Origin of the sequence: Ferrovibrio sp. (assembly GCF_002796975.1) — a bacterium.
GTDB lineage: Bacteria > Pseudomonadota > Alphaproteobacteria > Ferrovibrionales > Ferrovibrionaceae > Ferrovibrio.
Window position 1 is genome coordinate 373,640 of sequence record NZ_PEKV01000004.1, and the last position, 21,644, is coordinate 395,283.

The window sequence follows — 21,644 nt, forward strand, 5'->3', positions numbered from 1 at the left end:
CAACGCACAGGTTGAAAATCATCAGGCATTCGCTGCCAGCGGCGGCTGGTCTTCGCGCTTCCGCTGCGCGGCTACCAGGGCATGCTTGGCAGACAGCACATGCGCCTTCATCACCGCTTCGGCCCAGGCTGGATCGCGCGCCTCAAAAGCCGCGACCAGTTCGATATGGTGGCCCAGGCTGCGCCGCAGCTGATCTTCCGAATAGCAGTTGAAGGTCCGCAGCACGATCGGCAGTTCGACCAGTTGGCCCATCAGACGGCTGAGGCGCGGGCTGTCGGCCGCGGCGAGAATGGACTTGTGAAAATTGTCGTTCAGCTGGGCGATGCGCTCGAGGAATTGACTGCCGCCTTCGTTGAGCGTCACTTCCATGGTTCTAGCCAAGGTGCGTAGCGTCGCCACCGTGGCATCGCTGATCCGCTCGGCGGCAAGGGCTGCGACCGAACTTTCCAGCGTCGCGCGTAGATCAAACAACTGAACCAGATCGTCCACCGACCACTTCGCGACCACGGCCCCGATATTGGGAGTCAGCTCCACCATGCCTTCCTGGGCCAGACGGCGGACCGCTTCGCGCACCGGCGTGCGGCTGACCCCGACATCGACCGCCAGGTCTTCCTCGATCAGCCGGGCGCCCTGCGGCAGCACGCCACTGATGATCCGCGCGCGGATTTCCGAATAGGCCTTCTCGACTGCACTGCTAGCCATGCGCGGCGCGCCCTGTCGGAACATGCGTCATTCCTTCCGCTTCACCCCTAGTAGCGTGACAGCAGGCTGCCCCAGCCTTCGATCCGGTCTTCGATTCCACTGGCACGCAATGCATCCCAGTATATCGCAGTATTGATGGCGATAACCGGCTTCGACAGCCAGGTTTCCGCGATTCCCGCCAGCCGGGCCATCGCCAGGTTGGTACCGACCTGGATGATGGCATCCACGTCGGGCTGGTTGACCTCCAGAATCGCCTCTTTCAGCCGCGCCTCACTGACATGGGCGATCTTGACTGGGCTCTCGCATTTCAAGCCGACGATGCGGGCCACCTTGTAGCCGTATTCCTCGAAGAAGCGCACGACATTGCGGTCGCCCACCGGCTGGTAGGGCGTAATCACCGCAATGGTCTTCGCATTGAAAAGGTCCAGCGCACGGCGGCAGGCATCCGATCCCATCGACACCGGCAGTTTCGTGTGCTGCTCCAGCTCGGCCTTCAGCCGCAGCGAGGCGGCATAGCCGTCCCAGAAGGTCTCCGCCGAAATGCCCAGCACGATCCGGTCCGGTTCGCAGGACATTACGGAATCGACGGCCTGGATCTGTGCCGCCGCGATCAGCTCGATCAGGCGGTTGAAATCGTCGTCGTTGTTGAGGGCGATGTTCGGGATGGCGATGCGGCTGATATGGTTGGTGACGCCGGGAACCCGCATGCCGTCGAATTCCGGCTGCACGCTGGTGTTGGTCGATGGCACCAGAACGCCGAATTTCGCTCGCCAGCCAAGACTGTCGGTACTGTTGTTCATGATCTGCCTCACGACCACAGGACGAGGTCGCGATTCGGCATCCGGCCGATGAAGGAACCGATGGATATCCGGTTCCGTCCCGGTCCGCCGACGCCGCCGGCAATCTCGTGGGGATTTCGCGTGTTGAAGATCACGACATCGCCCTTGTTGGGCGTGAAGGTGTATTTCGGCGCGCCTTCGACGATTGCGGCATCGAGCCCGTAGCTCTTGGGGATTTCGCCGGGCGCGCAGTCCGGGCTCCAGGGCGCGTTATGCACCGTCGTCTCACCGCCGCTGACCAGTTCCTGGGCGTAGAAATTCCAGCCCAGCTGCCCGTCGATGCGCGAGATATCGTAGGTCGGCGAATTCAGCGGCGCCCAGTCGGCATGCAGGTCGACGCCTTCGCCGGCGACACGCGCGATGCCGGCATAGTAGCGGCCNNTGGCATCGCGGAAATAATCGCTCTTGGGGCGATCCCAGCGATATTCATACTGGGCAAGGCCGATGTAACCGATCTTGCGCGCCACGCTGTAGAATTTGTAGCCCACCGCTTCCACTGCGTCGGCAAAAGCATCGCATTCCTCGGAGGTGGCGAAATTCGGAATCCGGAGTGCCGGAATCTCATTGTTCAGCACCGCCTGCAGGCTTTCGGCGGTCAGGGGGGCTTCTTCGAGTTTCTTCCAGGTCGCAGACGATGCCATGATCAATTTACTCCGGCTGGATCGGGCGTAACGGCGGACTTACTTCCAGGTCTTGCGCGGCGGCGACTTGATCTCGATCTGCAGGCAGTCTTCGAGCGCCTCGCTGTAATGCTCGACGCCGACCGGATGCATCCAGGACGATCCGGCTTCCGCAATGAATTCCTGGCCGCCGATCACCAGCTTGAGGCGGCCCTTGATGAGATAGCCCATCGATTCATGGTCCATGTGCTTGTGAACCGGGTCGATCAGGCCTTTGCCGCGCTGCACTTCGAGCAGCAAAATCTCGTCTCCCACCATCATCTTGCGCACTTCGAGATGGCCCTGCTCCAGCACGCCTTCCACAGAGGTGATGTGCTCGGGCGCCACGTCGGCTGAGCGCACGAAATAGCGGTTCGTTTTGTCCAAATGACGGTCGGCAGCAGTCATGCTTCCCTCCTGTGCTGATGAGGATTGTATACTGGTATCCAATAAATGGCGCAATCACCTTAATGACGGACCGGCCGGAAAATCTGCCGACCAATGTTTATTCAAAATAACATTATTCAAAATCAATAGTTTACACTTAAATATGCTTGTAATCCGGAGGCGCGCACATGCAGACCAGCGGATTCCGATTGCCGGCCACGCTTCAGATTGTATACGATGATTCAGGAGCGCTAAACCATGGAGGAGAGGATATGCGAAACCTGCTGATCGGCCTGGCTATGACGGCCGCATTGTCGAGTCCCGCTTTGGCCCAGCAACTGCCGGCCACGCAACTGAAGCTGATCGGTGGCCTGAGCGTCACCACGCAGAGCAAGCTGCTGGAACGCCCCTTCTGGACCGAGAAAGTGCCGCAGCTGTCCGGCGGCCAGATCAAGGTCGATTTCAAACCCTTCAACGAAATCGGACTGAAAGGCCCCGAGGTGCTGCGCCTCGTGCAGCGTGACGTGGCCGATGGCAGCACGCCGTTCCTGGGTCATATGGCCGGCGACGTGCCGATCAACGAAGGCATTGATCTGGCGGGCCTGAGCCCGTCCTACGAGCTGTTCCGCAAAGTGTCGGACACATTCCGCCCGGTGCTGGCCGAACATTACGACAAGGAACTTGGCCTCAAGATGCTGGGCGTCTGGTCGTATCAGGCTCAGGTTCTGTTCTGCCGCGAGCCGATCAGCGGCCTGGCCGGCCTGAAGGGCCGCAAGGTCCGCACCTCAAGCGCGACGCAGGCTGATTTCGTCTCGTATTTCGGTGGCTCTGGCGTACCGATGCCGATCGGCGAAACGCAGCAGGCGTTGGTCACCGGGGTGATCGATTGCGGCATCGTCGGCACGCTCGGCGCCTATCAGCTGAAATGGGGCGAAGGCGCCAAGGCGGTGTATTCGCTGCCGATCACCTGGGGCAGCATCGCCTTCACCATGAACAAGAAGAAGTGGGATGGCCTCGACCCCAAGGTCCAGTCCTTCCTCACTACCAATATCAAGAAGCTTGAGGATGATATCTGGGCGCTGAACGACAAGGAGCATCAGCTCGGCATTGACTGCAACACCGGCAAAGAGTGCAGCGAAGGCAAGACGGGCAGCATGAAGCTGATCACGCCCACGGCAGAAGACGAGGCACTGCGGCGCGAAGCCATGGTGAAGGCGGTTCTGCCGGCCTGGGCGAAGCGGTGTGGCGCGCAGTGCGCCACGGCGTGGAACAACAGCGTGGGGAAGTTGGTCAACCTGACGGCTGCCGCAAACTAAGTCTGAGCTCCCTAAGCAAAGCCCCTGCAAGAGCGACAACGCTCTTGCAGGGGCTTTTTTATACGTCAGACGAGGATCTGTCCTCTTTTAGCCATTCGGTACAGTGAACCCATCTCGGCCAGAATGACCACGGCCCAAACGTCTCCTCACCAGTACCAAACTCGACAAATCGACTGAGTCTAAATTCTATTCATACTCAGAATTACGCATCATCTTTAGCGATAAGGAGCGTAGAGGCGATACTTAAAGACTGCAGCGCCGGTTCTCACAGCTTCTGGCTTCCCGTCGCCGCCATCATAGGTATCAAGCGCATGAAGCTTTGGATGACTTGCGCCTGAAGACTAGTCTACGCGAGGCCTGACGCCGCGGGCCTGGCAAACTCCCCTCGCTTAGTTGCCGAAACAACACCGTCAATCACAAAACGCACTTGTGTTTTTATTAGCGTCCGTTCACGATCAATCTGGAATTGCGATGCGAGGGGGGCGTCGTTGTGAGCGGGGGTATGTTATTGCGTTCCGGCTTCACCGTGAGGTGGCTGTGTGGCGCTAAGGCTTGGCTTGCAACCATCGTTGCAATTGCCTTCTTGATTTCATTTGGTTCAGCCCCAGCGACTGCGGCTGATACCACAGGCGCGTCTGCAGCCGGGCATCTGGGCGCGACAACCTGCGGCAGTTCGGTCTGCCATGGGGCGGCCCAGCCCTGGCGCAACTCGCCCATTCAGCAGAACGAGTTTCTGATCTGGATCAAGCAGGATCCACACGCTAATGCCTACAAGACCCTGCTTTCCGATCAGGCAAAGCAGATTGCCCGCAACCTCGGGCTGCCCAATGCCCACGAAGCGCCCGCCTGCCTGAACTGTCATGCAGACAATGTCCCGTTGGCTCAACGAGGACGCGCCTTCTCGATCGCCGACGGCGTCAGTTGCGAGACTTGCCACGGTGGAGCGCAGCAGTGGTTAGGCCTGCATGTTTCCGGTGCCAGCAGCCACGCTCAGAATGTCGCCAGCGGCATGTACCCGATGGACGATCCGGTTGCCCGTGGCGAACGCTGCCTAAGTTGCCATATGGGCAACTCGGAACGCTGGCTGGATCATCGCATCATGGGCGCCGGGCACCCGCGCCTTCGCTTCGAACTGGACACCTTCACCTCCGCGCAGCCAGCACACTTCCGCGTCGATGCCGACTACAGGAAGCGCAAGCAGGTCTCCAGTCCAGCCAAGACATGGATGATTGGCCAGGCCCTTGCCGCTGCGACCTTCCTGGATGGCCTGAGCGATTCGCGCCGCAATAAACCAGGACTGTTCCCGGAACTGGTATTCTACAATTGTCATTCCTGCCACCACTCGATGACAGAGCGGAAATTCGAACGGGCTGTGGACGGTAGCGTGCCGCCAGGTATGCCACGCCTGCAGGATATCAGCCTGGTGCTGCTGCAAATCGCCACCGAGGTCATGGATGCTGATCTGGCAAGCCAGCTCTCCCGGAATCTGGGGCGTCTCCATGAAGTGACCGCCAGCCAAACTTCAAACCAGGCCGGAGCAGCACGTGCTCTCCGGTCCGATGTGAACCGTGCTCTACCGCGTCTGCAACAGGAGCCCAGCAAGGCTCAGGTGCAGCAGTTGCTTGATCGCCTGTTCGCCTTGGCCAGCAAACCAGGGTACCGGAGTTTCGAGACCGCCGAACAGGTAACGATGGCGTTCGGCTCGATGCTGGCGCATCTGCGTCAGCAGAACCTGGTCACTGACGCGCAACATCAGAAGGCCGCAACGGCGCTCGAACGCGTCTACAAGTGCGTCGAGAACGATGCCCGATACAGCATTGCCGCTTTCGATTCGGCCATCCAGGAACTGAAAAAGTCGCTTCCCATTCTCTGAGAAGGCGCCGATGAGGTACGTCGATCTGGCCGTGATGGCAATGGTGGTTTCTGGTTGTCTGTCCGTCACCACGGCAGGCAAGGCAGCGGACGATCCTCATGCCGATCTGTTCGCTACGACGTCCTATCCCAGTGCCGTGCAATGCGGGGCCTGCCATCCGAAGGTGTTTTCGGAATGGTCTGCCTCAAATCATGCATATGCGTCGATCTCGCCGATGTTTCACAAGTTCGAGCAAGCCATCAATACCTTGGCTTCGGGTACTATCGGCTCGTTTTGCGTCCGCTGCCATCAGCAGGTCGGCACGCAACGCGGCGAGCCTCGCGAAACACCACTGTGGGAGCGCTCCGCCATCGCACGCGAAGGCGTGACCTGTATTACCTGCCATCGCGTGAAAGACCAATTCGGAAAAGTGAATGGTGAACGACAGATCGTTCCTGGCGATATAAACAAGCCAATCTACAATGCCGGAACCGGCAATGAGCTGGCGAATGTACTCGCTGATCCAGATGAATACGGCGTCTCAACCAAACCCGGGCAGCCGGGCCGTCCGATTCACGGTCCTGTGGTCAAATTCGAGCAGATCAGCAAGTCGGAGTTCTGCGTCTCCTGCCACCAGGTCGCCGTGCATCCTGGTATCAAGCTGGAAGTGGTCTGGGATCAGTATCGAGACTCTCCCGCAGCGCGCAGCGGCGTGACGTGCCAGGAATGCCACATGGGTAAGGTTCCGGGCGAAGCCAAGGGGTTCGACACCTGGCCGATTGCCATCGTCAACGGCAAGGTCGTGGGCAGCACCGATCAGAAACATTCGAACCATATGTTCCATGGCCCGGGCTACCCGATCGCGCATCCTGGGCTCTTTCCGTTCAATCCGAAATCCCTGCGCTGGGAAATCCGCGAATGGCTTGCCTTCGATTACCGGTCTGAATGGGGCAAGCCGGACTGGGAAAAGAAACTGGCCGGTCGCGAAATTGCATCACCAGCCTTTCCGGCCCCCTGGCAGACTCAGGAATCCCGCACTGCCGCGCGTGAAGTGCTCGATCAGAATGTCGCTATGTTGGAGGACAAACGACAGTCGCGCATCGCTGTGATGGAAAATGGATCGCGCATCGACGGTCCGTTCTTCGACTCGCCGCCAAAGCTCGGAGAAAGACTGAAGTTCCGGTACCGCGTGACAAATGTCGATACCGGTCACAATCTTCCATCCGGCTCCCTCGGGGCCCAGCCCGAAATCTGGCTCAACGTCGTCCTGCTTGATCCGGACGGCAAACGTGTCTTCGAGAGCGGCTATGTCGACGGAAATGGCGATATGGCAGACCTTCACTCGCTCGAGGTCGCGGCCGGGAAAATCAAACTGGACGACCAACTGTTCAATCTGCAGAGCAAGTTTCTCACCACCAATGTCAAGGGCACGGACAGGGAAATGTACCTTCCGGTGAACTTCGACATTGACCAAATTCCGCATATCCGCCCGTCCGGCGTACCAACGACCGTGCTCAATCATCCACCGTTCATTCGCATGGAATCCCGCTCCCTTCCGCCATTGGGTTGGCGCGATGCCCGCTACAAGGTCGACGCGAACAAGATCACTAAACCCGGTCGCTATACGCTCCAGGTGCGCATGCGCAGCCGCGCAGAGCCCATCTATTTCATGAAATTCGTCGGCGCCACGCGAGACATGGAGCAAAGTATCAACGAGTGGATGATCGATATTCATCCCTATGCGGTGACATTCGAGATCAAATGAGAATGCGGCACAGCACCAGACGTGTGATGCGGCGCACGGTCATCGCCGTTGGCCTGCTTCTGGCACCGACATGCTTTGCGGCTGGCACTGCATTTGCGGCCGATTCCCTGGACGGGCATCGCGCCTCGACGCTGAGACGCACACCCCTGCCGCAGGAAAAGCCGGTGGAACACGACACTCCTCCGCTTATCGCTCAGACCGGAGGCTCGCCAACACTGCGTCGTGTCGACCCAGCCACGACGGAGCCCACCAGGGCACCTGCCTATCATCCTGAAAAGCAGGCACCGCCAAGCATGTCACCCGGAGCCACGGCGACAACTTACGAGCGTGACAAGTTCAGCGGTGACCCCGTCTATCCTGCCGGCCCCTACGATACCAAAAGCCAGATTGATATCTACGGCGGCAAAAGCCGGGTCAACGGTCCGCGCCCCCCGTTGGAACTCGGCCATCCAATGTATCAGGAGGGGCCTCTCCCGGATTCCATTAACCTCTTCGGCGAAAAGAACCTCGCCCGACCGCAACTGCTGGTCTACGGCGACTGGCGCACGGCTGTCGCGTGGAACGACAACGGCAATACGGAAACTGGCCTCGTCGCAACCCGACTTAATGTCGATGTTGACCTCAAGCTCACGTCGACCGAACGAATCCACATGTTCGTCCGTCCTTTCGACAAGGGCAACAAAGGACAGTTCACCCGCTACGAATTCTTCGGTGACGATCGCAAGCGGGGAGATCTTCAGGTTGATGGGAATATAGAAACGCTGTTCTTTGAGGGAGATCTGGGCGCTTTGGCTGCCGGCTTAACCGGGGAATACAATGCGTACGATATTCCCATCGCTTTCGGTCTGATGCCCCTGCTTTTCCAGAATGGTTTGTGGCTTGAAGACGCCTTCCTTGGCGGCGCCATGACGATTCCGGCACGGAACAGCCGGTTACTGGACATCAGCAATATAGACCTCACTTTCTTTGCTGGCAGCGATAAAGTCACCACTCAGGCTATTCGCGAGACCGCGAGAAACATCCAGGACGACAACAGCGCCAGCATCTTCGGCGTCGCTGCCTTCGCCGATCTGCAGGAAGGCTATCTGGAGGCCGGCTACGGCTACACCCATGACAGGCGCGGCAGCGCTTTCGATTTCGACTACCACAATGCCACGCTGGCATTCACACGACGCTATGGCGGTTGGTTGTCGAATTCCGTACGTGGCGTCTGGAATTTCGGCCAAAAGCCTGCACTGGGCCACCGGCAAACTGCCGATGGCTATCTGCTGGTGATGGAGAACTCGCTCATCACCAGCAAACCGCTGACTCTTGTGCCCTATGCCAACTTCTTCGTCGGTCGCGACCGGCCACAATCGCTGGCACGCGATTTTGGCGCCGGCGGTATCCTCAAGACGGTCGGCATCAACTTCGAAACCGACGGCCTGACTGGTTTCCCGAAGCTCGACGATACCGCCAACGACACCTATGGCGGCGCTGTGGGGATTCAGTATCTGTTCAATCTCGACCAGCAGGTCGTTGTCGAAGTGGCCTCGGCGCAGGTCATTGGCGGCAACAACAAACCCGGCCGCACAGCTAAAGGCGATCAGTACGCCATAGGCGCGCGGTACCAGATTCCGCTGTCGATGGCCACGATCTTCAGGGCCGATGTCATTCAGGCCTGGCGCAGTGAAGATGCCGACACGGCGGGCATCCGGTTTGAAATCCGCGTCAAATTCTAACCCATCGGCCCATCATCAGGGCCGTTGAGCCGCCAACGGTGCCGACTGGTGGTGGAAGCTATGACAGCTCAAGCATGTTGAAGGCACCTTCTGCGATGACGACTCGCCGCCATGGCAGGTTCGACAGGTGCCTACATCCGGCAGCAATACGTCACGTGCCGTGAATGACTGCGTGGCGGCGTGGCAGCTTTCGCAAGCAACGCCGCGGTGACGGCCATGGTCGAAGCGCGCCGCCGGGAAGAACCGGTCCATCATCTGCACAGGGGCAACCGAGAAGGCGCCAGCCGGAGCGTCAGTTACGGTATGACATTCGCCGCACTGGCCTCGCACCAGCCGGCTATTGAGGGTCTCCCTGGCACGAGCGACGGCCCAGTCCCGCAACATTAGTCTTTCAGGCACTTCCATAGCAGATGGGCCGCCGGGAATCCGCCGGACGTCCCGCGCCGGCAGGTCGGCCCCGGCATATTCGCCACTTACGACGGTAGCCACATAGGTGTCTTCGAGGAACCTGCGAAGGGCATCCGGCTCGGCGTGCGGTAGTTTGCGCCGTGGCAGAGCGGCATCAAAGGAAAGCTGGTGGCATCCCTGGCAATCCGAGGAAAACCGTATCGGTGCAAAACCTGCGTCGCCGACGCCGCGACGATGGCACGACCCGCATTCCAGGTTCACCATCTCTCCTGCAGGGGTCCGAAGGTTCGGCTTCAGATGCCGATCATGCGGAAAGTTCAAACCTGAATGTTCGAGGGCAGGACCCGCGCCATGCAACGCCACGCGCGTGGTGCCCATATTACCCTTCCCGTCAGGAACAGTGGCCCGGAATGACGGATGGGCCGACGTGAAGTCGGTGACGGCAGTCTTTCCGCTGCCATGACAGGCTACACAGGTGCCGCTGCCGGCAGCCATGAGCCCGGCATTGTCCTTGTGCTCGAAATGGCAACTGGTGCAGGACTGCTGGGCCAGATCGGCCGCCGGATGAATTGCCGGATCGGCATGCTGATGCACTTCACCATGGCACTGCTGACACGACGCATTGGCTACCGGCGAAAACGGCGAGGCATGGCACGCCGTACAATTGCCGATAAAGCGACTGTGGGCAGACGAGGTTGGACCGGTCAGCCACAGCCTGTCGAAGCCAGGCGTGACGCCGTGGCGCAGGGCCAGTTCGCGCCCGGTTGGCGGCGTCTTGGATGAGACAAGGTAGTATTGCGCCAGCGGCGCAAGCAGTCCGAGCAGCAGAACACAGCACGTCGCCACCCATGCCCATTGCCTGCGGCTTAGCAGCAGCTTTGGCAAACTGGCGCTGGCACTGCCGCGCAGGCGTTCAAGACCATCTCCGAGCCGGTCGACCAGTTCGACGGTCAGGCTGATATTCCCGCCATCAACCGCCTCCACCGATACGGAATACGGCCCCACCCTGATTTTAGTCCCCGGCTGCAATGCCGCCGTTTGCAGCTGGGCATCGCCGATTCCGATCAGTGCCTCTCCAGCTGCTTCGATCCAAAAACCGGTGGGGCGCCGATGAACCGTGGCGTGCAGCAGCAGAAGCCGGGGGTCTGGCAGATACAACTCGCAATCCGCACCACGACCGATCCGCAGAATTTCCGTTTTGACCACTTTCTCGCGGCGCAGCACTGCATGGTCGCCACGACGGGTTTGAAATATCAGAGTCGCGCGCATCAGCGCACCTCAGAGAAAGAACATAACCGCCGTCACATGGGCGGTTATCGCCGCGAGCAACGCGCAGCTTAGTGGGATATGGAAGAACAGCCACACCTGCAGCCAGGCAAGGAGCTGCAGTTCTCGCCGCACCCTGGCCAACAATGCTTCCTTCCGGATCACCTGCGCCAGCAACTGACGCAGTGCCGGCACTTCGTCGACACTTGGCGACCGCAACATGGTTTCTACTGTCTGTCGCATCTTTGCGGTCGGACAGGCCGCAAAGCGGCCGCTCAGTCTCTGCCAGGCCGTCCCGGATAGTGTCGTTCCGGTGATGGCCGCATGGACGGATCGACTGAGATCATCTCCCATCGGCATGGCCGTTGCCTGCATCTCACGATCGGCGTCGGCAATTTGTCCCAGCAACGCATCGAATGCGATGCCGCCCCTGTTCGCAACCATGAGCCGTGGGTAGCGGATGTAGGCCTGCAGGCCGAATACTCCACTGATACATGTCAGCACCAGAAGCAGCCATGCGAGCCCATGCAGATTGAGGCCCAGCCTGAAGCCGCTATGCAGCGTGGCTACGATGATTACCAGGACGCCAAGATATATATGCGCGGCCAGCCAAGTGCGCAAATCGACACTGCCGGCGGCATAGCGTCGCTTCCGGATGCCGAAATATGCCAGCCAGCAAACCACAAGCGCGGAGCCGATGCCGAGCGTGTATCCCAGCCAGGTGTCGCCTTTTGGTCCGCCAGCCGGGTTATGCCAGGCGTAGACCCCCAAAACCAGGATCGTGACAGCGCAGCTGATTTTCAGAAACAGGAAGTCGTGCGCTGCCATCACTGCGCCGCGACTGAGTCCCACCCCTACTTTTTGCCCGGGTTGTTTCATATGACTTACCGGAACTGCGTTAGTGCCGCGAGTGACATGAACTGCTCGGGGCTTGCGCGCAACGCGGCACCCGTCGGGCAGGCCCGCACGCAGGCCGGGCCAGCGGTCAGGTCTTTGCACATGTCACATTTCACGGCAGTTTTGCGNNATATAGACCTCACCATTCGGGCTGCGGCGGATCGCATCTGGCGGACATTCGGTCATGCAATGCGGATGTTCGCAATGGCGGCAGGACGTAGGAATGTGCAGTGATGCCATTCTTGGGCCCGCCTCACGATCAAGCCGCGAAACGCCGCCATGCGTTTCGGCACAGGCCTTCTCGCAGTTGTCGCACCGGACACAAAGTGCCTCGTCAATCAGCAGCACATCGGTGGCTTCGCCCAGCCCCTGCGCGACCAGGAATTCTATGACGCTGCCGGCCTGTGGCGAATTGGCCATCCGCTCGTTGTGGGCGATCCGCTCGCTGAATCTCTGCTCCATCTCAGCACGCAGAGCCGGCTCATCGGCAATCATCGTCTTGAAAGCCGCACCGTCTATGCAGATCGTCTCTGTCTTCACCGCCGCACGCACCGTAGCCGTGCGCCGGGTATTCGCCAGAAGAGCCATTTCGCCAACGTAGTTGCCGGCGGGAAGATAAGTCATGACGACTTCACGGCCGCCGATCGCTGCCGAAACCGTGACGGATCCAGAGCGGATAATGTGAAGGCTGTCGCCTTCCTCTCCCTGTCGGAACAGGGTTTCTCCCGCGCCGAAATGGCGGATGACCGCCGTGGCAGCGAGGTGCTGCAGCTTGTCGGGGCGCAATCCGGGAGCAAGATAGCTGCTGATCTGTCGCATCACCGCAATGCGATCCATGGCGTCACGGACTTCGTCCACCGACGCCCTGAGCTTCAGCATCGTGCGCCGTTGCGTCTCTATGAGCAGGCACCTGTCTCGTACGACTACGGTCGCCGTGCGGCGGCGTCCCGATATCAACCCCATCTCGCCGAAATACTCACCGCTTCCAAGCGTAACGGCGCGCGCCGGGTCAACCTGAATGTCCACGGTACCGTCGACGATGGTGTAGAAGCTGTTCGAGTAATCATTGCTGCGAAAGACGACGCTGCCAGGATCGAGGACATGAACCGTGGAATCGAGCAACAATTCACGCAGCAGCAAGCTATTCAGCCCCGAGAAGATCGGCACCCGGGCGCGAATGCGGTCGATCATTGCACCGACATCGATGCTGCCTAGAACCGCGAATTTCTCGCGCAGAACCTGTTCGTCGGCCGGCTCGACCGGATGGCCGAGGATATGCTCCACGACTTCATAACCCTGGTTCAGCGCCTGTTTTATCAACGGATAGCCACCGAGCGCGCCAACAATATACAGGCCAGGTACGTTGGATTCGTAGGTGCTGCTGACTTCCGGCAGAGCAGAAGCACTATCTGACGGAAAGACTACGCCGCAGGATTGCAGGAAGCGGCGGGGCGGACTGGCACCAAGCCGCGCGATGATGCGGTCGCAACGGATTTCTGCATCGCCGCGCGCCGTCTGCAGCGTGATCGAGTCCGGGCCGACAGAAACGGGCGCAGCGTTGAAATAGCACTCGACCTGCCCCTTCGTGATCGCGGCAGTGATCAGATCGAGATTACCTGGCTTTGCGCGGGCGAATTCGCCGCTGCGGTTCACAATGATGACGGTATTCTGCTGCGCCAGCGCAACTGCATTCTCGATGGCGGCATCTCCGGCGCCGATGACGACAATCGTCTCGCCGAAGTATTCGCTCGGGTCGTCGAGCTGATACTGGATAATTGCCGAATCTGCACCCGGCACCGACAAACGGTTGATATTGCCCTGCAGGCCTGTGGCCAAAATAACCGTTTCGGCTTCGACGACCTCGCCCCCCGATGTGGTCAGCCGGAAGGCGCCCTGCTGACCGTTTACACTGGCAATATCGGTTCCGAGTCGGAGGTTGATGCCATCGGAAAGATGCTCGTTCCACTTGCCGAGAACTTCCTCGCGCCGGCCCATACCAAAGGCGATATCCGAACGCAGCGGCAGGATGTCAGGCATTGCCATGACAGTCTTGCCTTTCTGAAACCGGAATAGCGTGTCTGCAATATGGTCCGCGCGTTCCAACAGCACATGAGCGACGCCCCTTCGGGCCGCCCGCGCGGCAGCAGCCAGCCCCGCCGGACCGGAGCCAATAACGGCTATTTTATAATGGTTCCCCATGCCCCCACTTCGCGCACAACGCGCTGATTCATACTAGTTTTACGTTAGTGCACTGTCAATTTGCCGGCCGACCTGTCCAAGCGCAAGGCCTGAAGATCAAGCAGGCTATGACGCTTTGAGGAGGTGGTTGGGAAAATTCAGGTCGGACTGTGCGACAGGTTGCTGAAGCTGCAGGTCGCCCGCAGGGCTCAGCCTCATACAATAAGACATGCTGTTGAGGGGAAAGGGCATGGAATGCGAGGATTCTCGCCGCGGCAAAGCGAGTTCGATAATCCGGACGCTAAACGGAAAGGGCCTTCGGAACAGGACTGGCGAGTCAAAGGCTTTGAGGATTGCCGCGCAGGAAGCGAGCGCAATTACTGACCCTGCCCCTCACCCGAAGCTCGAAACACCTGCTATCAGATCAATTCCTGTGAAGGAATTGAGTGGAATTTTCAAAAAGTCCCAGACAAAGGCTATGGCACTGTAAAATGAAAAGGCCGGCTGTCACTAAGTGACTGACCGGCCTTTTAAAAACTGGTGCGCTCGAAGAGATTCGAACTCCTGACCCCCAGATTCGTAGTCTGGTGCTCTATCCAGCTGAGCTACGAGCGCGCAAGCCGCGGTACCGCGACGGGGGCGGAACCTACTCAATTCACCGGGGCCGCGCAAGTACCAAGCCCGGAATACCGCCCTGCCGTGCAAGCCTCGGATTCTACTGGCAGATGACGCTTGCGGGCAGGTATGCCGACCCCTAGAATGCCACAGTCTGCAGAAGGTCCGCGGCGGCAGTTCCCGTCAGGCTGATCGATGCAGCGGGGGGGGCCTTCCAGGCCAGCAGACGTCAGAACAATTAACACGAGACCGCGCGGCATGGCACATCCAGTTCGTAATCCGGCGCAAAGGCGCCGAATTCTGGCTTCGGCGAGCACACTTACGCTCGCCCTGATGCTGTCAGGCTGCTCATACGTCAACGACGAACTGTGGCCTTCGCTGACTGCCGCCGATCCAGCCGGAACCGAGCCCGTCGCCCGCCAGCAGATCCCGGCTTCGGCCGCCGAGGCCAATCCGAATCCGACTCTCAGCCCGGGCCCGCAGGCCCAGCCGGCCATGGGCAACACCAATTTCGTCGTCCCGGGCGTAACCCAGGCGACTTCCACCGGCACTCTCGTCGGCCAGAAGGTGCAGCAGATGCGCGGTGAGCTGTCGCAGCTCCAGCAGCAGGTCACCCAGCGGAACCAGCAGCTGCAGGCCGTACGCACCAACGCGACCCAGAATTCGCAGCGCTATCACGGCACCGTCGCGGCGGTCTCGACCCGCCTGCAGATGGGTACCACGCCGGGCAACCCGATTCTGGTCAGCCAGTGGACCCAGGCGCAGACCGATCTCGACCGCATGGCGGCCGATGCCGGCAACCTGAGCAACCTGGCCAACCAGGTCGCCGCCGATTCCGCCATGTCGACCTACCTGCTGCAGTCGATCAAGTCGACCTACAGCCTGCAGGGCGCCATCGACGAAGACCATCGCCAGCTTTCGGTGCTGGAAGACGAAACCTCGAAGACCGTCGTGCTGATTGATCGCCTGCTGGGCGAGCTGAGCACCGACGTCGCGCGCCAGACCAACTATATCGGCGCCGAGCGCGCCAACCTGACCACGCTGTCGGCCGCCATCAAGCAGGGCGAGCTGCTCGGTCCGGGTCTCGGCAACCGCGCCAACTTCTATGCCGGTGCGCAGCAGTTTGCCGCCGCCGATGCCGCTTCTGCTCCGTTCACTGCAGGTGGCCGTACGCCGCTGGTGGTGATCCGCTTCGACCGCGCCGACGTGCCCTATCAGCAGGCACTGTACAATGCCGTGTCGCAGGCGCTGGCCCGCAAGCCGAATGCCGTGTTCGACGTGGTGGCTGTCGCTGCCGGCGGCACGCAGGCACAGACGGCCAGCAACCAGAACCAGGCTCGCCGCAACGCCGACCGCGTGGTGCGCTCGCTGGCCGATATGGGCCTGCCGACCAGCCGCGTCAATGTCTCGGCCGGCAGCAGCGGCCAGGCTGCCGCCAACGAGGTTCAGGTCTTCGTCCGTTAAGCCGCTCTTCCAGAGCACAATAAAAAAGCCCGGCTTTCCAGCCGGGCTTTTTCTTTGAGGCGGATGCCTCCTGGCTTTACTGCCAGGAGACTGCCGTCAGGTCGTTGACGAAGATCGGCGCATTCACCCAGAAGCCCGTCAGGCCCGGCTTGTACACGCCCAGGCGCGGCAGGTTGTAGAGATAGACATTCACCGCATCGTCAGCCAGCAGGTGCTGCAGATCCTGCAGAGCCTTGGTCCGCTCGGCCTTGTCCAGCGTCGAGTTGATCTTGGCGATCAGTTCCTGCGCTTTCTTGCTGTCATACTGGAAGTAATAGTCCGGATCCGCGTATTTCACGAAATCGTTCGGCTCGACATGGCTGATCACCGTCAGGTCGAAATTCTTGTTCTTGAAGGTGCCGTCCAGCCACTGTGCCCACTCGACATTCTCGATCTTGGCGTTGATGCCAACCTGACTCAGCATGGCCTGGATGACTTCGCCTGCCTGACGCGCATAGGCCGGCGGCGGCAGGCGCAGCGTGACTTCCAGGTTGTTGACGCCGGCTTCCTTCAGCAGTGCCTTGGCCTTGGCTGGGTCATACGGATACTGCTTGGTCAGGTCGACATAAGCAGGATCGTGCGGCGGGAAATGGCTGCCGATCAGCTTGCCGTAGCCCGCAGATGCCGCTTCCAGCACGCCCGCACGATCGATCGCCATGGTCAAAGCCCGGCGCACGCGCACGTCGTCGAAGGGTTTGCGCTTGTTGTTGATGATCAGCATGGTCTCGCCTTCGGTCGAGCCAACCGTCGTCTTGTAGCGCTTGTCCTTCTCGAAGCCACGGAAGTTCTCGCCGGTGATGCCGACCGGGATCGCATCGATATCGCCCGCGCGCATCGCGGCCACCATGGCGCCCTGATCGGCGATGAAACGGATCTTCACCGTCTTCATCTTTACAGCAGATGCATTGCGATAGGTGTCAGTGGCGGTCAGGGTGACGGAATCGCCCTTCACCCAGTTTTCCAGCTTGTAAGGGCCAGTGCCGACCGGCTTGGTGGCATTGCCGTCGCTCGATTCCGGCGCAGTGATCACTGCGGTGTTCTCGCCCAGGCTGAACAGGAAGGTCGGATCGGTCTTCTTCAGCGTGATCGTTACGGTCTGCGCATCGGGGGTCGCAATCGAAGCAATATTGGTGAATACCGCCTTGCGCTTGTTGGTGCTCTTTTCACCGGCATACTTCTCGAATGAGAACTTCACGTCGGCAGAATCGAACGCCGTGCCGTCGTTGAACTTCACGCCCGACTTCAGCTTGAAGATGAAGACCTTCATATCCGGCGACACCGTCCAGCTGTCGGCCAGCAGCGGCTGCACCTCGGCATTCTCGGCAATCTTGGTCAGGCCTTCGAAGATGTTGTAATGCACCACCTCGCCGATTGCGGCGGCCGGAGCAATCGTCGGATCAAGGCCGGGCGGTTCCAGCGTCATGGCTATGACCAGTGAATTCTTGCCCTGCGCGACGGCCTGGCCGCCGACAAGCGATGCTGCCGTCGCACCCAGTGCGACCGCAAATAGTTTCCAACCCTGCATGACTTCCCTCCTTCAGAATTTCGTTGCCGCCGCCAATACTGTGCGGGCGGATTGAAGCTGCCCCAACGGTTCGGCGGCCCAGACGCCCCGCGCCACCGCACGGGCAACGCAGTCGGCGGCTATGCTGCCTACCCTGGCAACCAGCCAGGACCGGTCAGCGCCCGATGTATCCTGCCACGTCGCCGTAGCGAGGGCAAAGAGCGTATCGCCATCGAACGGCGTATGGACCGGTCGAACGGCGCGTGCCAGGCCGTCATGCGCCATGGCTAAAACGTGACGCAAACTGGTTTTGTCGAGCACCGCATTGGTGGCAATCACACCGATGCAGGTATGACTGCCTTCGGCAGGCCTGGCGACCCGGGACTCGGCGGCGAGGCCGAGATCGATACCTCCATGCGCAGTATTGGCGGCAGCAAATGGTACGCCGCCGAATTCGCCGTCCTGTTCCCAGGGTGCGGCCCAGAAGCTGCGATTTCCCGGCGTTAGCACGCTGCCGACCGCGTTGACAGCCACCATCGCGGCAACCACCAGCCCATCTTGCTCTACCCAGGATGCACTGCCCAGCCCGCCTTTGATCAGGCCGGCCGTGGCACCATAACCGGCACCGACATTGCCGAGCGGAAATGTGCCGGTTGCAGCGGCATCGCAGGCCTGCAGGCCAAGGCCACGATACGGCGGCTCGGCCCCCCAGGCCTTGTCGCCGCCGTTATGGAGATCGAACAGGATGGCGGCCGGCACGATCGGCACGATATGGCCGCGCACATTCACGCCGCGCCCGCGCTCGGCCAGCCAGTGCATCACGCCCGAGGCGGCATCGAGGCCGAAGGCCGAACCGCCGGAGAGGCAGACTGCATCCACCGCCTGCACGGTGGCTTCCGGACGCAGCAGGTCGGTTTCCCGCGTGCCCGAGCCGCCACCCCGCACATCGACCGAACAGGCCGCGCGCTGCTCCGGCAGCACGACCGTGACACCGGAGCGCCGGCTGTCGTCGGCAACATGGCCGACCAGCAGGCCGGGCACATCAGTCAGAAGATTGAGCGGCCCGGCTTTTCCCATGGATTACAGATTCTCCGCTTTTGGCCCCATGTTGAGCGGGTAGCCATAGACCTTGTCGAGCGGCATCGCGGCCGGGTCGACCGCATGCACCGCAAGCTTGCCACCCATGCAGGCGCCCTCGAAGCTGCCGACATTCAGGCCAGTGTAAATCCAGTCGCCGGCGATCACCAGATTGGCGAAGCCTGAATCCCAGGCCTTGAGGCGATACTTGGTGCTGCCCGGCGGTGAGGTGACGTAGCGTTCGGTCGGATCGATATTCGGCTTCCAGAACTGCTGGCCCAGCCGGGCAACGCCGAGTGTCTTGGCATCGTCATAGGGGCAGACCAACTGGCCGAAATCGAAGCCGATCATATCGCCCGGCGGATTCACGGCGTTGGTGGTCGACTTCGGCAACAGTGCGCCCATGCAGGCCTGCAGGTACTGCTGCGCCTGAGCCTTCACGCGAGCCTTCTCGCGCACGGGGTAATCGTGATCGCTGAATGGCGGCTGCGCGTCGTATTGCGGTGCCGCACCCGAGAAATACAGCAGCGACTTCGGCATATGGTCTTCCGGCCAGTCCTCGACCGGGATCAGGTCGGTGAAATCGGCCACGCCGTCAATGGGATTGACAAAGGTGGCGCCGATCAACCGGTCATAGTTCTGGTACTCGAAGGGCAGGCCCATATCCTTGAGCGTGCGGTTCATCCAGATCTGCAGCGTCTGGGTCTGCACCGTCTTGATCTTATCGACCATCGGCGGCCAGTTCGGATTGGCCTGCATCAGCTGTGGCGCCAGGATCGGCAGCGCGCCGATGGAAATGGCGCAGATTACCGTATCAGTATCCTTGCCAACTTTGAGGCGCTTCTCGGCAACCGGCTGCCACGGCGTCCAGTAGCTTTCGATATCCACCTTGGCGGCCTTCATCGCCTCGCCCTGGACCAGCTGATCATAGAGCGGGCGGTCCGGCCAGACCGGCAGCGTCTTGCCGCCGTAGGCCTTGAGCGGCAGATCGATCAGCGGCTCGTAGCCTGCGGCCGGATCCTTCAGCGTGGCCTGAATATCGAACACCACTTCATCCACACTCCTGCCGTCCGGCGTGGCGGTGATTTCGCGCACCTTGTGAAACAGCTCGAATTTCACGCCGAGCCGCTTCAGCACCTGGTACAGCGGCGCCACCACGGTGTCGCCTGTGCCGGCGGCGAACAGCCAGCCAAAGGAACCGAGATAGGCGAATTCGCGCAGGGTCCAGTGCAGATAGGCGCCCGCCGCCATCCGGGGCGGCCGTGTCGTGTCGCCATCGGGATACTGATAAGACAGGTTCGGCGTGTTGAGGCTGAGCGGCGACGAGATCATCAGCATCGAGCCGCCATGGCGGGCAAACCAGTCCGAGAAATTCTCGTCGTCCAGGAAGTCGAATCCCTTGTTGAGCACATCGTCGGCCAGGACGCCGCGCAGCATGGTGAGAAAATAGTCGATCGTGATGTAGAGATGACGCAGCGGATCGTTGTTGACGATCAGATTCTCTACAGATTTCTTGAAGACATCGAGGAACTGCTCGATGGCCTTCTGCAATGGGCCAGCGTCGCCGCGCGTCATCGCCTCCATATGAGCGCTGAGGCCTTTCAGCATGGCGCCAGCGGCTTTCAGCTGGGTATTTTCCATCAACGTCGTACCGGCCGGATGACGGTCGGCGAAATGATTGAGGAAATTGACGATCGCGGTAATCCAGTGTTCCAGCGTCGGCATCGACGTCGGATCCCACGGCTCCAGCGAATTGCGCGGCAGGTGGAGCGGCCAGTTCACCCAGCCATAGTTGCGGAACTCCCAGCACAGGATGCTGTCGACCGGATAGAATGCCTCCTGGAAGGTGGCCAGCGGCTGGCCCGGCGGACGACCGAGCATGTCGTAACACTCAGTCATCATCGCCAGGGTGTTGTAGTACGAGCCGAGGAAACCGTGGATACCGTGCTCCTCGATGCGCTGCCCGAAATCCGGGTTGCGGCCGGTGGCACATTTGCCGCCGAGACGCCAGCCGATTGAATAGACGGTGATGTCGTAGGTATCGGCGGCGCCGGGCCGCGAGGCGAGATAAAAGGCACTGGTCAGCGCAGCAACGCCACCGCCCAGAATGGCAATCTTCTTTTTCCTGGCGTCCGACATCGGTCGGCAATCCCCCTGTTATCGCTGCCGCCATGCCCCGGCAGTCATACGCCTATTGACGCGTAGTCAGGGAGTTTGCTCAAGCCTTCAGGTAAACAAAATAACGCTCCGGGGGAATCGCGACGGGCACCGGCTGCAGCAGCAGGTCGGGATGCGTCAGTTTCTGGTCGCTGAGCAGCAGCGCACCCTTCGCCAGCAGCGGCGGCACCCAATTACTCATCTGCACGACCTGACGCGCATTGGCCTCCGGATCGCCCAGGCCGACATCGCTATGTACCATGGCAGCACCACCTGGATGACGCACAGCGAAAGCCGGCAGACTGTCGCCGAATTCACCCAGCATGAGCCGGTCGGCCGGCGGAATCGACAGCGGATTGGCATTCACCGCGCGGTCGAAAGCATAGACACGGTCTGCGCCCAGCCCGGTGCGAAGATGATCGTAGGTGCGGCCGTTGCCCAGGCCGATCTCCAGCACCGGTCCCTCCCGATGCTTCACCCAGTCGATCGCCCAGTTCAGCAATTCGCGCTGCGCGGACAGGCGCGCGATGAAACTATCCAGTCGGCTCATCAGGTCTTCAGCTTGGCAGAAAGCTCGCGCAGATCGGCTGTGGTGCGGTCCAGACGCTGGGCGAGGACACGCATGATCTCAATGGCGATCTGCGGGAAATCGGCGATCAGGCGGAAAAACAGATCCTTCTCGATCCGCAGCACCGTGGTTTCCTGCGTTGCCGTCACTGTCGCGGTGCGCGGTACATCGCAAAGGATAGCAATTTCGCCGACGAAATCGTTCTGGCGCAGATGCGCCACCTTCAGCGG

16 protein-coding genes and 1 tRNA gene are annotated in these 21,644 nt (G+C 60.6%); 5 read left to right on the top strand and 12 right to left on the bottom strand.

Annotated elements, in window-relative coordinates; genetic code table 11:
- Positions 1–21: 21 nt before the first annotated feature.
- The 3 genes from CTR53_RS04505 to CTR53_RS04520 form a co-directional block, all read right to left on the bottom strand.
- Positions 22–726: a GntR family transcriptional regulator gene (locus tag CTR53_RS04505; RefSeq protein WP_290809603.1), complete on the bottom strand. Its 705-nt coding sequence runs from the start codon at positions 724–726 to the stop codon at positions 22–24.
- A gap of 23 nt (positions 727–749) precedes the next feature.
- The gene (locus CTR53_RS04510) at positions 750–1,502 is read right to left on the bottom strand and encodes an arylmalonate decarboxylase (protein ID WP_290809604.1); all 753 of its coding nucleotides are present in this window, start codon (positions 1,500–1,502) and stop codon (positions 750–752) included.
- 719 nt (positions 1,503–2,221) lie between these two features.
- The gene (locus CTR53_RS04520; RefSeq protein WP_290809606.1) at positions 2,222–2,608 is read right to left on the bottom strand and encodes a cupin domain-containing protein; all 387 of its coding nucleotides are present in this window, start codon (positions 2,606–2,608) and stop codon (positions 2,222–2,224) included.
- 251 nt (positions 2,609–2,859) lie between these two features.
- On the opposite strand from CTR53_RS04520, the gene CTR53_RS04525 reads away from it, so the two are divergent.
- The 4 genes from CTR53_RS04525 (at position 2,860) to CTR53_RS04540 (ending at position 9,241) form a co-directional block, all read left to right on the top strand.
- Positions 2,860–3,903: a TRAP transporter substrate-binding protein gene (locus tag CTR53_RS04525; RefSeq protein ID WP_290809607.1), complete on the top strand. Its 1,044-nt coding sequence runs from the start codon at positions 2,860–2,862 to the stop codon at positions 3,901–3,903.
- A 502-nt stretch (positions 3,904–4,405) separates the two neighbouring features.
- Positions 4,406–5,776: a multiheme c-type cytochrome gene (locus CTR53_RS04530; RefSeq protein WP_290809608.1), complete on the top strand. Its 1,371-nt coding sequence runs from the start codon at positions 4,406–4,408 to the stop codon at positions 5,774–5,776.
- Positions 5,777–5,786: 10 nt separating this feature from the next.
- The gene (locus tag CTR53_RS04535) at positions 5,787–7,520 is read left to right on the top strand and encodes a multiheme c-type cytochrome (protein WP_290809609.1); all 1,734 of its coding nucleotides are present in this window, start codon (positions 5,787–5,789) and stop codon (positions 7,518–7,520) included.
- Between the two features lie 26 nt (positions 7,521–7,546).
- Entirely contained in the window at positions 7,547–9,241 is a 1,695-nt protein-coding gene (locus CTR53_RS04540; RefSeq protein WP_290809610.1) for a hypothetical protein, read from the top strand.
- 15 nt (positions 9,242–9,256) lie between these two features.
- Here the strand turns inward: CTR53_RS04540 and CTR53_RS04545 are convergent, their stop codons facing one another.
- The 4 genes from CTR53_RS04545 to CTR53_RS04560 form a co-directional block, all read right to left on the bottom strand.
- Complete coding sequence (locus CTR53_RS04545; protein WP_290809611.1) at positions 9,257–10,918, bottom strand: hypothetical protein; 1,662 nt, start codon at positions 10,916–10,918, stop codon at positions 9,257–9,259.
- Between the two features lie 9 nt (positions 10,919–10,927).
- Complete coding sequence (locus CTR53_RS04550) at positions 10,928–11,794, bottom strand: hypothetical protein (protein ID WP_290809612.1); 867 nt, start codon at positions 11,792–11,794, stop codon at positions 10,928–10,930.
- A gap of 123 nt (positions 11,795–11,917) precedes the next feature.
- A complete protein-coding gene (locus tag CTR53_RS04555) occupies positions 11,918–14,011 on the bottom strand; it encodes a cyclic nucleotide-binding domain-containing protein (RefSeq protein WP_290809613.1) in 2,094 nt (697 codons plus the stop codon).
- A gap of 517 nt (positions 14,012–14,528) precedes the next feature.
- Positions 14,529–14,605, bottom strand: a tRNA-Arg gene (locus CTR53_RS04560).
- 258 nt (positions 14,606–14,863) lie between these two features.
- Here CTR53_RS04560 and CTR53_RS04565 point away from each other — a divergent pair.
- Positions 14,864–16,069, top strand: a complete 1,206-nt coding sequence (locus CTR53_RS04565; protein ID WP_290809614.1) for a hypothetical protein — start codon at positions 14,864–14,866, stop codon at positions 16,067–16,069.
- A 76-nt stretch (positions 16,070–16,145) separates the two neighbouring features.
- On the opposite strand, the gene CTR53_RS04570 is transcribed toward CTR53_RS04565, so the two are convergent.
- From CTR53_RS04570 to CTR53_RS04590, 5 genes are all read right to left on the bottom strand, one after another.
- Positions 16,146–17,633, bottom strand: a complete 1,488-nt coding sequence (locus CTR53_RS04570; protein WP_290809615.1) for an ABC transporter substrate-binding protein — start codon at positions 17,631–17,633, stop codon at positions 16,146–16,148.
- Between the two features lie 12 nt (positions 17,634–17,645).
- Positions 17,646–18,689: a P1 family peptidase gene (locus CTR53_RS04575; RefSeq protein ID WP_290809616.1), complete on the bottom strand. Its 1,044-nt coding sequence runs from the start codon at positions 18,687–18,689 to the stop codon at positions 17,646–17,648.
- A 3-nt stretch (positions 18,690–18,692) separates the two neighbouring features.
- Positions 18,693–20,828, bottom strand: coding sequence for an NAD(P)-binding protein (locus CTR53_RS04580; protein WP_290809617.1), 2,136 nt, complete (start codon positions 20,826–20,828; stop codon positions 18,693–18,695).
- A gap of 79 nt (positions 20,829–20,907) precedes the next feature.
- Entirely contained in the window at positions 20,908–21,396 is a 489-nt protein-coding gene (locus tag CTR53_RS04585) for a class I SAM-dependent methyltransferase (RefSeq protein ID WP_290809618.1), read from the bottom strand.
- The coding region (locus CTR53_RS04590; protein WP_290809619.1) for a Crp/Fnr family transcriptional regulator at positions 21,396–21,644 on the bottom strand (249 nt) is incomplete at its 5' end. The genes CTR53_RS04585 and CTR53_RS04590, both read right to left, overlap by 1 nt.

Coding starts and splice junctions, on each gene's coding strand:
- CTR53_RS04525 (WP_290809607.1), top strand. CDS start 2,860: ATGCGAAACCTGCTGATCGGCCTGGCTATGACGGCCGCATTGTCGAGT.
- CTR53_RS04575 (WP_290809616.1), bottom strand. CDS start 18,689: ATGGGAAAAGCCGGGCCGCTCAATCTTCTGACTGATGTGCCCGGCCTG.
- CTR53_RS04535 (WP_290809609.1), top strand. CDS start 5,787: ATGAGGTACGTCGATCTGGCCGTGATGGCAATGGTGGTTTCTGGTTGT.
- CTR53_RS04545 (WP_290809611.1), bottom strand. CDS start 10,918: ATGCGCGCGACTCTGATATTTCAAACCCGTCGTGGCGACCATGCAGTG.
- CTR53_RS04505 (WP_290809603.1), bottom strand. CDS start 726: ATGTTCCGACAGGGCGCGCCGCGCATGGCTAGCAGTGCAGTCGAGAAG.
- CTR53_RS04520 (WP_290809606.1), bottom strand. CDS start 2,608: ATGACTGCTGCCGACCGTCATTTGGACAAAACGAACCGCTATTTCGTG.
- CTR53_RS04510 (WP_290809604.1), bottom strand. CDS start 1,502: ATGAACAACAGTACCGACAGTCTTGGCTGGCGAGCGAAATTCGGCGTT.
- CTR53_RS04585 (WP_290809618.1), bottom strand. CDS start 21,396: ATGAGCCGACTGGATAGTTTCATCGCGCGCCTGTCCGCGCAGCGCGAA.
- CTR53_RS04565 (WP_290809614.1), top strand. CDS start 14,864: ATGGCACATCCAGTTCGTAATCCGGCGCAAAGGCGCCGAATTCTGGCT.
- CTR53_RS04550 (WP_290809612.1), bottom strand. CDS start 11,794: ATGAAACAACCCGGGCAAAAAGTAGGGGTGGGACTCAGTCGCGGCGCA.
- CTR53_RS04530 (WP_290809608.1), top strand. CDS start 4,406: ATGTTATTGCGTTCCGGCTTCACCGTGAGGTGGCTGTGTGGCGCTAAG.
- CTR53_RS04570 (WP_290809615.1), bottom strand. CDS start 17,633: ATGCAGGGTTGGAAACTATTTGCGGTCGCACTGGGTGCGACGGCAGCA.
- CTR53_RS04580 (WP_290809617.1), bottom strand. CDS start 20,828: ATGTCGGACGCCAGGAAAAAGAAGATTGCCATTCTGGGCGGTGGCGTT.
- CTR53_RS04540 (WP_290809610.1), top strand. CDS start 7,547: ATGCGGCGCACGGTCATCGCCGTTGGCCTGCTTCTGGCACCGACATGC.